Consider the following 12958-nt stretch of genomic DNA (forward strand, 5'->3'; position numbering starts at 1 on the left):
TGCGCAAGTGGGTGTCGTTCTTCGGCACCAACAACTGCGACCACCAGGCGCGCATCTGCCACAGCACCACCGTGGCGGGCGTCGCAAATACCTGGGGCTACGGCGCGATGACCAACTCGTACAACGACATGCAGAACGCCAAGTGCGCGTTGTACATCGGCTCGAACGCGGCGGAGGCGCACCCGGTGTCGATGCTGCATTTGCTGCACGCCAAGGAGACCGGCTGCAAGGTCATCGTGGTTGACCCGCGCTACACGCGCACGGCAGCCAAGTCCGACGAGTACGTGCGCATCCGCTCGGGTACCGACATCGCCTTCCTGTTTGGCGTGCTGTACCACATCTTCCAGAACGGCTGGGAAGACAAGCAGTACCTGCACGACCGCGTCTACGGCATGGATAAGGTGCGCGAGGAAGTGCTCGCCAAGTGGACGCCGGACAAGGTGGAAGAGGTGTGCGGCGTGCCCGAGGCGCAAGTCCACAAGGTCGCCGAAATGATGGCGATGAACCGTCCGAGCACGCTGGTGTGGTGCATGGGCCAGACCCAGCACACCATCGGCAACGCCATCGTGCGTGCCTCGTGCATCGTGCAGCTGGCGCTGGGCAACATCGGCAAGTCGGGCGGCGGGGCCAACATCTTCCGCGGCCACGACAACGTGCAGGGCGCCACCGACGTCGGCCCCAACCCCGACTCGCTGCCGGGCTACTACGGCCTGGCGGCCGGCGCATGGAAGCACTACGCCGCCGTGTGGGGCGTGGACTACGACTGGATCAAGGGCCGCTTCGTCTCGCAGGCGATGATGGAGAAGTCCGGCACCACCGTGTCGCGCTGGATCGATGCGGTGCTCGAGAAGAACGAGCTGATCGACCAGGACAACAACGTCCGCGCGATGTTCTACTGGGGCCACGCGCCCAACTCGCAGACGCGCGGGCTGGAGATGAAGCGCGCGCTCGACAAGCTCGACCTGCTGGTGGTGGTGGACCCGTATCCGTCGGCCACGGCCGCGATGGCCAACATGCCCGCCGCCGACGGCACGCCGCCGAATCCGAACCGCAGCGTCTACCTGCTGCCGGCCGCGACGCAGTTCGAGACGTCGGGTTCGTGCACGGCGTCCAACCGCTCGCTGCAATGGCGCGAGAAGGTCATCGAGCCACTGTTCGAGTCGCAGCCGGACCACGTCATCATGCAGGCCTTTGCTGACCGCCTCGGTTTCGGCAAGGAGCTGTCGAAGAATCTGAAGATCACCGAGTACAAGCGCGCCGGCATGACCTGGCGCGAGCCGGAGATCGAATCCATCCTGCGCGAGATCAATCGCAGCAACTGGACCATCGGCTACACCGGCCAATCGCCGGAACGCCTGAAGGCCCACATGCGCAACATGCACCTGTTCGACGTGCGCACGCTGCGCTGCAAGGGCGGCAAGGACCCGGAAACCGGCTACGACCTCACCGGCGATTACTTCGGCCTGCCGTGGCCGTGCTACGGCACGCCCGAACTCAAGCACCCGGGCTCGCCCAACCTGTACGACACCAGCCGCCACGTGATGGATGGCGGCGGCAACTTCCGCGCCAACTTTGGCGTGGAGCGCGACGGCGTGAGCCTGCTGGCAGAGGACGGCTCGCACTCGCTGGGCGCTGAGCTGACCACGGGCTACCCCGAGTTCGATCACGTCTTCCTGAAGAAGCTCGGCTGGTGGGGCGATCTGACCGACGCCGAGAAGAAGGCCGCCGACGGCAAGAACTGGAAGACGGATCTGTCAGGCGGCATCCAGCGCGTGGCGATGAAGCATGGCTGCCACCCGTTCGGCAATGCCAAGGCGCGCGCCATCGTGTGGAACTTCCCCGATGCGATTCCGCAGCACCGCGAGCCGCTGTACTCCACGCGGCCCGACATGGTCGCCAAGTACCCGACGCACGACGACAAGAAGGCCTTCTGGCGCCTGCCGACGCTGTACAAGACGGTGCAGCAGCGCAACATCGAGAACAAGGTCTACGAGAAATTCCCGATCATCCTCACCTCCGGCCGCCTGGTGGAGTACGAGGGCGGCGGCGAAGAGACGCGCTCCAACCCGTGGCTGGCCGAGCTGCAGCAGGAGAACTTTGTCGAGATCAACCCGAAGGCCGCGGCCGACCGGGGCATCCGCCACAACGACTATGTCTGGGTCAAGACGCCGACCGGCGCCCAGATCAAGGTGCGCGCACTGGTGACGGAGCGCGTGGGCGCGGACCACGCCTTCATCCCGTTCCACTTCTCGGGCTGGTGGCAGGGCAAGGACCTGCTCGATTACTACCCGGAAGGGGCCCACCCGATCGTGCGCGGCGAGGCCATCAACACGGCCACCACCTACGGCTACGACGCGGTGACGATGATGCAGGAAACGAAAACGACGGTCTGCCAGATCGAGCGTTTTGCATAAGAGCGGGGAGCGATCATGGCACGCATGAAATTCATCTGCGACAGCGAGCGCTGCATCGAATGCAACGCCTGCGCCACAGCCTGCAAGAACGAACACGAGGTGCCCTGGGGCGTGAACCGGCGCCGCGTGGTCACCATCAACGACGGCATGGTCGGCGCGGAGAAGTCCATCTCCGTGGCGTGCATGCACTGCTCCGATGCGCCGTGCATGGCGGTCTGCCCGGTCGACTGCTTCTACCGCACCGAAGACGGCGTGGTGCTGCACGACAAGGACGTCTGCATCGGCTGCGGTTACTGCTCGTATGCGTGCCCGTTCGGCGCGCCGCAGTTCCCGAGCCAGGGCACCTTCGGTGTGCGCGGCAAGATGGACAAGTGCACGTTCTGCGCCGGCGGCCCCGAGGCGCACGGCAGCGAGGCGGAGTTCGAGAAGTACGGCCGCAACCGCCTGGCCGAAGGCAAGCTGCCGCTGTGCGCGGAGATGTGCTCGACCAAGGCGCTGCTCGGCGGTGATGGCGACGTGATTGCCGACATCCTGCGCAACCGCGTGATGAAGCGCGGCAAGGGCGCCGAGCTGTTCGGCTGGGGAACCGCCTATGGCGGCGCCGGCAAGAGCGCGCAGGCCGCGCCTGCGGCCCCGGCACAGGCGGCACCGGTCGCGCCAGAGGCGCCCACTTCGGGAGCGTACTAGCCATGAAACCGACTTCGATGATGATCATCGTCGGCACGCTAGCCGTGTTGTTAGCCGGCTGCGGCGAACGCCAGCAGACCGCCATGGCTTCGCATCGCAAGGACAGCACGCCGCTGTACCAGGGCGCGCCGGGCGACCCCTTCACGGCCAAGAACTGGACCCCAGGCGACCGCACGAGCTGGGAGAACCAGGTCCGCGCGCGCGGCCAGTACCAGAACGAGTACAACAAGACGCCATGACGCGCGCGAGTGGAGGTCCGTCCGTGGGCACTTCCTGGAAACATCTGGCGATGGCGCTGCTGCTGGGCGGCGCGGCGGCGCTCGCCTGTGCGCAGCAGCCGGCCAGCGCGCCGGCGGCCAATGCGCCCATCAACCCGGCCGTGCAGCCGGCGCAGCCGCTCTCCAACATCGTCTCGGAGAACGTCTTTGACGTGAAGCCGCGCGACCTGGCCAAGGAAGCGCAGGACCAGGCTGCACGCCGCACCACGCAGCCCGGCAACAACGCGCCGGTCTGGCGCGAAGTGAATTCCGATCAGGCCAACTACGCGAGCCTGCCGGGGCTGGAGGCCGGCGTGCTGATCCAGCGCACCGGCCAGAAGTGGCGGCTGTTCCGCAACGGCGTCATCACCGTATGGGGTGGCTGGTTGGTGGTGCTGGTGCCGCTGGCGATCCTGGCGGTCTTCCTGTGGAAGGGGACGATCCGGCTGAAGGAAACGCCCACCGGCCGCAAGATCGAGCGCTTCACCCCCACCGAGCGCTACGTGCACTGGACCATGGCCATCTCGTTCGTCACGCTGGGCGTGTCGGGCATCGCCATGCTGTGGGGCAAGCACTTCCTGCTGCCGCTGATGGGCCACCAATTGTTCGGCTGGCTGACCTACGTGCTGAAAAACCTGCACAACCTGGTCGGGCCGTTGTTCACGGTCAGCATCATCGTGGCGTTCGTGCTGTGGGTGAGCGACAACCTGCCGCGCCGTGGCGACGTGCAGTGGCTGCTGACCCTGGGCGGCATGCTCGCCGGCGAGCACAGTGCCGAGGTGCCGTCGCACCGCTTCAACGCCGGCGAGAAGCTCTGGTTCTGGGGCGGCCTCGTCATGTTCGGGCTGATCCTGTCGGCGTCGGGTTGGGTGCTCGACCGCATCGTGCCGGGGGTCGACTACTACCGCAGCACGATGCAGCTGGCCGAGGTCATCCACGCCATCGCGGCGGTGGGCATGATCTGCCTGTCGCTGGGCCACATCTACATGGGCACCATCGGCATGGAAGGCGCCTACCGCGCCATGCGCGAGGGCTACGTCGACGAGGCTTGGGCCAAGGAGCACCACGAACTCTGGTACGACGACATCAAGGCCGGCAAGATCCCGGCGCAGCGCTCGCAGCCGCCTGCCCCGCCCGCGCCCAGCGAGCAGCCCGCCAAGACCTGACGCCATCGACTCAAGGAACCCCACCATGCATTCGTCTGCGCATTCGTCCCCGATAGCGCGCGCTCTGGGCTTGGCGCTTGCGACCGCCGTGCTGAGCCTGGCGAGCGGGCTGGCCGACGCCAAGCTGCCCGCACCCACGGAAGCGCAGAAGGCCCAGGCCGAGCTAGCCAAGGCCAAGGCCGCCTGGAGCGACAAGGTGGCCGCCTTCCAGTTGTGCCAGGCCCAGGACAAGGCGGTGGCTGCCTACCAGGCGGCGGCCAAGGAGGCGCACACGCAGCCTGGCGCACCCTGCGCCGATCCCGGTCCGTTCGTGCCGCCCGCGCCGGCAGCGGTTGCGCCAGCGTCGGCGCCCGCAGCCAAGGGGTGATCCGGCGACGATGTTGCCTTGACATCATCCGGCAGTACAATCCTCCGCTCGCGAAGTGAACCCTGACTGGAGGTGGCACATGAAGCAACTCGTGATTGGACTCGCCGTGATCGGCCTGATGGCCGGCTGCGCATCGAACACCGCGTCGGCAGCCAAGGCGGCTGACTCGGCCATGGCGGCTTCGGCCGTGCTGGCGCCCAAGAGCGGCAGCACCGTGCAGGGCAGCGTGAAGCTGGCGCAGCAGGGCGACGATCGGGTTGCCATGGCCGTGGACATTTCCGGCCTGCCCGCCAACAGCATGTTCGGCTTCCACGTGCACGAGAGGGGCGACTGCTCCTCGGCCGACGCCATGAGCGCAGGTGGCCACTTCAACCCGACCAGCCAGCAGCATGGCGATCCGCACAGCGGCTCGCACCATGCCGGCGACATCCCGATGCTGCAATCCGACGCCAATGGCAAGGCTGTCGGCTCGATCGTCCTCTCCGGTGTGACGCTCACGCCCCGCCCGACCAGCCTGGTCGGCCATGCGCTGGTCATCCATTCAGGCAAGGACGACTACGTAACCCAGCCCACCGGCAACTCCGGCGGGCGCATCGCCTGCGGCGTGATTGTGGCGAACTGACGCCTCGCACGCGGCGCCCGTCTGCGGATGGGCGCCAGCCGCATGCCAGTGCGCACGCTTGCCGTGCGCATTTTTGTTTGGACTGAAGACCGATGCCGCTGCGCCCTGACCTGACCAACGCTTCCATCCCGCTGCTCGACGAGGTCGACGTCGTCGACGAGCTCGGCCGCGTGCGCACCGTGCATATCCCGGGCGAACGGCCGCTGACGGTCTACCTCGACAAGCGCGAACTCGTCACGCTGATGACGCTGGGCGGTGCGCCCGAAGCCCTTGTGCTCGGCTATTTGCGCAACCAGCGCCTGGTCGGCAGCATCGAAGACATCGCCTCGGTGCAGGTGGATTGGGAGACAGAATCCGCCGCCGTCACCACCCGCGGCGGCATCGCCGACCTGGACGAGAAGACCGCGCGCCGCACCGTCACCACTGGCTGCGGGCAGGGCACCGTGTTCGGCTCGTTGATGGACGAGATCGACGCCATCCACCTGCCGCCCGGGGCATGCATGACGCAGACCACGCTCTACCGCGTGGTCGACACCATCCGGCTGCAGCAGTCGATCTACAAGCAGGCCGGCTCGGTGCACGGCTGCGCGCTGTTCGACGCGCGCGGCGAGCTGCTGATCTTCATCGAGGATGTCGGCCGCCACAACGCGGTGGATGCCATCGCCGGCCGCATGTGGCTCGACGGCATGGATGGCGGCGACAAGATCTTCTACACCACGGGGCGCCTGACCTCCGAGATGGTCATCAAGGGCGCGCAGATGGGCATCCCGTTCCTGCTGTCGCGCTCGGGCGTCACGCAGATGGGCCACCAGATGGCGCAGCGGGTCAACCTGAGCCTGTTCGCGCGGTGCACCGGGCGTCATTTCCTGCTCTACACCGGACGGGACCGCTTCATCGCCGAGCCGGAGATGGCCGGTGTGGTCGGCCCGCGCGGGGAGCTGCCGCAGCCCGCGGAATCCGGCCGATAAGCGCCGCGCAAGTCACCGGCCGACACGGGGTTTTCCGTCACAGGTTTGGGAGTACAATCCGCGTTCCGATCGGGGCCGGCCTTGCCGACGTGACCAAATGGGGACAGTTTTCGCACCTGCGAAGCCTGCCCCCATTTGTTCATCCAAGGCATCCCATGAGCATCAAATCCGACAAGTGGATCCGCCGCATGGCGGAGCAGCACGGCATGATCGAGCCGTTCGAGCCGGGGCAGGTGCGCGAGTCCGAAGGCCGCCGCATCGTCTCCTACGGCACCTCGAGCTACGGCTACGACATCCGCTGCGCCGACGAATTCAAGATCTTCACCAACATCAACAGCACCATCGTCGACCCGAAGAACTTCGACGAGAAGTCGTTCGTCGACTTCAAGGGCGACGTGTGCATCATCCCGCCGAACTCGTTCGCGCTGGCCCGCACGATGGAGTACTTCCGCATCCCGCGCACCGTGCTCACGGTGTGCCTGGGCAAGAGCACGTACGCCCGCTGCGGGATCATCGTCAACGTCACGCCGTTTGAGCCCGAGTGGGAAGGCTACGTGACGCTGGAGTTCTCGAACACCACGCCGCTGCCCGCCAAGATCTACGCCGGCGAGGGCTGCGCGCAGGTGCTGTTCTTCGAGAGCGACGAGGAATGCGAGACCTCGTACAAGGACCGTGGCGGCAAGTATCAAGGCCAGCACGGCGTTACCCTGCCCAAGACTTAGTTTTTTAGAGCCGCTAACAAAACCCTCCTGGCGTCGTTGCTCCGCCTTGCCGTACTTCAGTACTGTCTGCGTCGGCGCGCCTAGCCAGGACCGCTACGCTGGGTTTTGTTAGCGGCTCTTAGTCCGTTTCCGCGCGTTCAGGCGTATCCGGAGCGGTGCCTTTAGCTTCATCCACAAGGAACCACGATGAAATTCCGTTTTCCCGTCATCATCATCGACGAGGACTTCCGCTCCGAGAACATCTCCGGGTCGGGCATTCGCGCGCTGGCCCAGGCCATCGAGGAAGAGGGCATGGAGGTCACGGGCCTCACCAGCTATGGTGACCTGACCTCGTTCGCGCAGCAGTCGAGCCGCGCGTCCACCTTCATCGTCTCGATTGACGACGACGAATTCATCAACCCGGACAACGACAAGCCGGAACCGGAAGCGGTCGAGAACCTGCGCAGCTTCGTGGCCGAAGTGCGCCGCCGCAACGCCGACATCCCCATCTTCCTGTACGGCGAGACGCGCACCTCGCGCCACCTGCCGAACGACGTGCTGCGCGAGCTGCACGGCTTCATCCACATGTTCGAGGACACGCCCGAGTTCGTGGCCCGGCACATCATCCGTGAAGCGCGCAACTATCTCGATTCGCTGCCGCCGCCGTTCTTCAAGGCGCTGATCGACTACGCGCAGGACAGCTCGTATTCGTGGCACTGCCCGGGGCACTCGGGCGGCGTGGCGTTCCTGAAGAGCCCGGTGGGCCAGGTGTTCCACCAGTTCTTCGGCGAGAACATGCTGCGCGCCGACGTCTGCAATGCCGTGGAAGAACTCGGCCAGTTGCTCGACCACACGGGGCCCGTGGCTGCGTCGGAGCGCAATGCCGCGCGCATCTTCGGCTCGGACCACATGTTCTTCGTGACCAACGGCACGTCGACGTCCAACAAGATGGTGTGGCACGCCAACGTGGCTCCCGGCGACATCGTGGTGGTGGACCGCAACTGCCACAAGTCGATCCTGCACGCGATCATGATGACGGGCGCGATTCCCGTGTTCCTGATGCCGACGCGCAACCACTTCGGCATCATCGGCCCGATCCCGAAGAGCGAGTTCGAGCCGGAGACGATCGCCAAGAAGATCGCCGATCACCCGTTTGCGAGCCAGGCCAAGAACAAGAAGCCGCGCATCCTGACCATCACGCAGGGCACGTACGACGGCGTGCTGTACAACGCCGAGATGATCAAGAACATGCTGTCGACCGAGATCGACACGCTGCACTTTGACGAAGCCTGGCTGCCGCACGCGTCGTTCCACCCGTTCTACGAGGACATGCACGCGATCGGCCACGGCCGCCCGCGCAGCAAGGACGCGCTGGTCTACGCCACGCAGAGCACGCACAAGCTGCTGGCCGGCCTGTCGCAGGCCTCGCAGATCCTCGTGCAGGATTCCGAGACGCGCAAGCTCGATACGTACCGCTTCAACGAGGCGTATCTGATGCACACGTCGACCAGCCCGCAGTACTCGATCATCGCCTCGTGCGACGTGGCGGCGGCGATGATGGAAGCGCCGGGCGGCACCGCGCTGGTGGAAGAGAGCATCGCCGAGGCGCTGGACTTCCGCCGCGCCATGCGCAAGGTCGAACAGGAGTACGTCGGCACGAATGGTGGAAATGGAAAGGGCGACGACTGGTGGTTCAAGGTCTGGGGCCCGAACGATCTGTCCGACGAGGGCATCGAAGAGCGCGAAGCGTGGATGCTCAAGGCCAACGAGCGCTGGCACGGCTTCGGCAACCTGGCCGAAGACTTCAACCTGCTCGACCCGATCAAGGCCACCATCATCACCCCGGGCCTGGACGTGGATGGGAAGTTCAGCGATTCGGGCATCCCGGCCGCCATCGTCACGCGCTACCTGGCCGAGCACGGCATCATCGTCGAGAAGACCGGGCTGTACTCGTTCTTCATCATGTTCACCATCGGCATCACCAAGGGCCGCTGGAACTCGCTGGTGACCGAGCTGCAGCAGTTCAAGGACGACTACGACAACAACCAGCCGTGCTGGCGCGTGCTGCCGGAGTTCGTGCGCCAGTTCCCGCAGTACGAGCGCATCGGCCTGCGTGAACTGTGCGACTCGATCCACAGCGTCTACCAGTCCAACGACGTGGCCCGTGTGACGACCGAGATGTACCTGTCGATCATGGAGCCGGCGATGAAGCCGTCCGACGCCTGGGCCAAGATGGCCCACCGCGAGACCGAGCGCGTGGCCATCGACGACCTGGAAGGCCGCATCACCGCCATCCTGCTGACGCCCTATCCGCCGGGCATTCCGCTGCTGATCCCGGGCGAGCGCTTCAACAAGACGATCGTGCAGTACCTGCAGTTCGCACGCCACTTCAACAAGCTGTTCCCGGGGTTCGAGACCGACATCCACGGGCTGGTGGAAGAGGAGATCGACGGCAAGGTCGGTTACTTCGTGGACTGCGTGCGCTGAGCGGCGCACTCTGCAATCGGATCGGTTCCCTCCCGTGGGAACTGGCAGCCCGGCCTGGTGCCGGGCTTTTTTATGCGCGCTGGGATTGGGCCCCAGGGCAACATCGATCTAGCTATGCGATGAGGTCAGGGCTGGCGCTTCTTGCCGAGGTGCGGACCGGGTGCGCGCTGCGGCAGCGGGTACGACGCGTTCTGCAAGAAGCCCTGCCGCGTGGAGTTTGTTGCCGCTTGCACGGTGGTTGCGGGCGTCTGCATTTTAGCGAGCGCAGGCACCTGCGCATCCACACCGGGTTGGTAGCCGCTCGCTACGGATTCGAGATAACCGTCCGGAAAGTGCTGTTCGGGCGTGGCAGCCATTTGGGCGTGGACCACGGGGCTGAGCATCAGCACGGCTGCAGCCATGGCGAGACGGCCGTTTGGCCGCCGCGGATGGCGTTGAGTCAGGTTCATCAATTGCTCCTTGTCGATCGTCGGGACAAACGTGCCCCTCCCGTGTACTGTGGGCTGTGCCTGCGATGGTTTGCGCACGTGGATGCGATGCGTGCTGCATCGATGCCAGGATCTGTGGCGGGTGGGGCGGCAGCGCCTGCGCGAGGGCGGCGCACTGCCTGTCCATTTCTAGTGGATCAACAGGAAAAAGCCAGTAAAGATCCAATAAAAACGGTGCGTATTTTTGAATGACCGCGTGAAGTGATTTAAAGGCGAAATTGAATCGCCATTTAAAGAGAGGTGCGCGGCATGTTTCCCCCGTTTTGGGGAGAAGTTGGGGGGCTTTGACGTTGACCGAAATGGGGCGCACGCTTGTCGACTGCTGCCACACACGGATGACGGCCCGATCCATCGCGGTTGATGATCTTCATGCCCAGGCGGCTATTTCTTGCACTCAACCCGTGCGCAGGTGCGATCGATCGCCTGCGGCAGACGGTCGTCCCCCTGATGGAGGAGCCCTGGGCGCGTGTGCGCTGGCTGCCGCCGGACCAGTGGCACGTCACCGTTCGGTATCTGGGCGAAACCCCCGAAGGCGACATGGCGGAGCGGGTACGGATGCTGGCGCCTGTGGCCGCGCACGCCGCGGAGATGACGCCGCTGGCGATCAGCACGTTGGCGTTGTGGCCGAATCCAGCCAAGCCGCGCGTGCTCGTCGTCACGGCGGAATCGGCGGGCTGGGTGGAGGCGATGGCGCAATGCGCCGAGGTGCTGGCCCGCGAGGCGGGTTACCGCGCAGAGATGCGTCCATTCCGGCCGCACCTCACGCTGGCCCGGTTGGGCAGCGGGGCGGTGCCGTCTGCCGGCAGGGCAATGCTTGCGGACGCCGCGCAGGTGTTGCGGGGCACCACCTTGGCGTTTGAGAGTCTGTCGCTTTTCGCGAGCCGCACGCCCCCGGAGGGGCCGTGGTTCGAGCGGCTCGCGACGGTCAGGCTACCAGGTGCTTAGTCGGCCAGTGCGGCGCGTGCAGCGGCAATCGCTTGCTTCACCTGCTCCGGCGCCGTCCCGCCAATGTGGTTGCGCGAAGCGACCGAGCCTTCCAGCGTCAGCACCGCGTGCACGTCGTCACCGATCAGCGTTGCCTTGTCGCCCAGGCCGCTGATGTCGCGCAGTTGCGCGACCGACAGGTCGGCCAGGTCGCAGCGCAGGTCGTCGCAGGCGCGCACGGCGTGGGCCACGGCTTCGTGCGCATCGCGGAAGGCCAGGCCGCGCTTGACCAGGTAGTCGGCCAGGTCGGTGGCGGTGGCGTAGCCCTGCAGCGCGGCGGCGCGCATGGCGTCGGCCTTGACGGTGATGCCCGTCGCCATGTCGGCAAAGATGCGCAGCGTGTCGACCACGGTGTCCACGGTGTCGAACAGCGGTTCCTTGTCTTCCTGGTTGTCCTTGTTGTAGGCCAGCGGCTGGCCCTTCATCAGCGTGAGCAGGCCGATCAGGTGGCCGTTGACGCGGCCGGTCTTGCCGCGCGCGAGTTCCGGCACGTCGGGGTTCTTCTTCTGCGGCATGATCGAGCTGCCGGTGCAGAAGCGGTCCGCAATGTCGATAAAGCCCACGCGCGGGCTCATCCACAGCACCAGCTCTTCGGAGAAGCGCGAGACGTGCGTCATGATGAGCGCGGCGGCGGCGCAGAATTCGATGGCGAAGTCGCGGTCGGACACGGCATCAAGCGAGTTGCGGCACACGCCGTCAAAGCCCAGTTGCTCCGCGACGAATTCGCGGTCGATCGGGTAGCTCGTGCCGGCCAGGGCGGCGGCGCCCAGCGGCAGGCGGTTCACACGGCGGCGGGTGTCGAGCATGCGCTCGGTGTCGCGCGTGAACATCTCGACATAGGCCAGCAGGTGGTGGCCAAACGTGACCGGCTGCGCCACCTGCAGGTGCGTGAAGCCCGGGACGATGGTGCCGGCGTGCTGCTCGGCCAGGTCCAGCAGGGCGCCGCGCAGCGCCTTGAGCAGACCGACGATGTTGTCGATCTCGCTGCGCAGCCACAGGCGGATGTCGGTGGCGACCTGGTCGTTGCGCGAGCGGCCGGTGTGCAGGCGCTTGCCGGCGTCGCCCACCAGCGCGGTCAGGCGCGCCTCGATGTTCAGGTGCACGTCTTCCAGGTCCAGCTTCCACTCGAACGCGCCGGCTTCGATCTCCTGGCGGATCTGCGTCATGCCTTTTTCAATGGCAGCGCGGTCGGCCTCGGCGATGATGCCCTGCTTGGCGAGCATGGCCGCGTGCGCGAGCGAGCCCTGAATATCGAACAGCGCAAGGCGCTTGTCGAAGAACACCGACGCGGTATAGCGCTTGACGAGATCGGATACCGGCTCGTTAAAGCGGGCGGACCACGCTTCGGCCTTCTTGGCGAGTTGGGAGGTCATGGGCGGACAGCTGGAGGAGGGCGGACGGTAGGACCCGGGGGACCCGGGAGACCTTCAAGCCGCGAATTCAGGAAACCGCGATTATATCGCCCGGCGAGCCCCTCGGCGGCCCGCCGGCTACAGCGTGCTGTCGATCAGCGCGCCCTTGAAGACCACCGGCCCGGTCGGCCCGTTCGGGTTGGGCGAGCCGCCGCGCGGCTCCACGCTGATGGCCAGCGCCGGCACTTGGCCGAGCGGCTGCGCCACCGTCAGCCGCACCGCACGCTGGTGCCCGATCACCCCGAGTGACTGCGGATGCCCGCCGGGCGGCAGCGCCCAGAGCTGCAACGCCTGCTCGGCGGTCAGTGCGGTCGCATCCAGCCGCTTGAGCGACAGCGTGCCCGTGCGCGCATCCCAGGTGACGAGGACGGCGGCCTGGGCCTGCGCGTCCTGCAGCACGGCCAC

General features: G+C 66.1%; 13 protein-coding genes. 10 read left to right on the forward strand and 3 right to left on the reverse strand.

The genetic code is table 11. The annotated features are described in order from the left end of the window. The 9 genes from QZ609_RS18185 to QZ609_RS18225 form a co-directional block, all read left to right on the forward strand. Positions 1-2414 (forward strand): formate dehydrogenase subunit alpha (locus QZ609_RS18185; RefSeq protein WP_295497722.1); only part of this gene is annotated, 2414 nt, incomplete at its 5' end. 15 nt (positions 2415-2429) lie between these two features. Next, positions 2430-3101 carry a formate dehydrogenase FDH3 subunit beta gene (gene fdh3B, locus QZ609_RS18190; protein ID WP_295497724.1) on the forward strand — a complete coding sequence of 224 codons (672 nt, stop codon included), beginning with the start codon at positions 2430-2432 and terminating at the stop codon, positions 3099-3101. Positions 3102-3103: 2 nt separating this feature from the next. Further along, on the forward strand, positions 3104-3340 hold the full coding sequence (locus tag QZ609_RS18195) for a hypothetical protein (RefSeq protein WP_295497726.1): 237 nt from the start codon (positions 3104-3106) through the stop codon (positions 3338-3340). A 23-nt stretch (positions 3341-3363) separates the two neighbouring features. Further along, positions 3364-4524 (forward strand): formate dehydrogenase subunit gamma, encoded by a 1161-nt coding sequence (locus tag QZ609_RS18200; RefSeq protein ID WP_295497728.1) that lies wholly within the window; start codon positions 3364-3366, stop codon positions 4522-4524. A gap of 25 nt (positions 4525-4549) precedes the next feature. Next, positions 4550-4891: a hypothetical protein gene (locus QZ609_RS18205; RefSeq protein WP_295497730.1), complete on the forward strand. Its 342-nt coding sequence runs from the start codon at positions 4550-4552 to the stop codon at positions 4889-4891. A 79-nt stretch (positions 4892-4970) separates the two neighbouring features. Next, positions 4971-5513, forward strand: coding sequence for a superoxide dismutase family protein (locus QZ609_RS18210; RefSeq protein ID WP_295497732.1), 543 nt, complete (start codon positions 4971-4973; stop codon positions 5511-5513). Between the two features lie 92 nt (positions 5514-5605). Further along, positions 5606-6481, forward strand: a complete 876-nt coding sequence (locus QZ609_RS18215) for a formate dehydrogenase accessory sulfurtransferase FdhD (protein ID WP_295497734.1) — start codon at positions 5606-5608, stop codon at positions 6479-6481. A gap of 155 nt (positions 6482-6636) precedes the next feature. Next, positions 6637-7203, forward strand: coding sequence for a dCTP deaminase (dcd, locus tag QZ609_RS18220; RefSeq protein WP_012762552.1), 567 nt, complete (start codon positions 6637-6639; stop codon positions 7201-7203). Between the two features lie 186 nt (positions 7204-7389). After that, on the forward strand, positions 7390-9669 hold the full coding sequence (locus QZ609_RS18225) for an arginine/lysine/ornithine decarboxylase (RefSeq protein ID WP_295497737.1): 2280 nt from the start codon (positions 7390-7392) through the stop codon (positions 9667-9669). 125 nt (positions 9670-9794) lie between these two features. On the opposite strand, the gene QZ609_RS18230 is transcribed toward QZ609_RS18225, so the two are convergent. After that, positions 9795-10118, reverse strand: coding sequence for a hypothetical protein (locus QZ609_RS18230; RefSeq protein ID WP_295497739.1), 324 nt, complete (start codon positions 10116-10118; stop codon positions 9795-9797). Positions 10119-10517: 399 nt separating this feature from the next. Here QZ609_RS18230 and thpR point away from each other — a divergent pair, with 399 nt between their 5' ends. Beyond that, positions 10518-11102: an RNA 2',3'-cyclic phosphodiesterase gene (thpR, locus tag QZ609_RS18235; RefSeq protein ID WP_295497741.1), complete on the forward strand. Its 585-nt coding sequence runs from the start codon at positions 10518-10520 to the stop codon at positions 11100-11102. Here thpR and argH read toward each other — a convergent pair. Both argH and QZ609_RS18245 read right to left on the reverse strand, forming a co-directional pair. Next, on the reverse strand, positions 11099-12514 hold the full coding sequence (gene argH / locus QZ609_RS18240) for an argininosuccinate lyase (RefSeq protein WP_295497743.1): 1416 nt from the start codon (positions 12512-12514) through the stop codon (positions 11099-11101). The two genes, thpR and argH, sit on opposite strands and share 4 nt — an antisense overlap. A gap of 117 nt (positions 12515-12631) precedes the next feature. Then, positions 12632-12958 (reverse strand): anti-sigma factor (locus QZ609_RS18245; protein ID WP_295497745.1); only part of this gene is annotated, 327 nt, incomplete at its 5' end.

The sequence above is a fragment of the uncultured Ralstonia sp. genome, assembly GCA_913056305.1.
Lineage (GTDB): Bacteria > Pseudomonadota > Gammaproteobacteria > Burkholderiales > Burkholderiaceae > Ralstonia.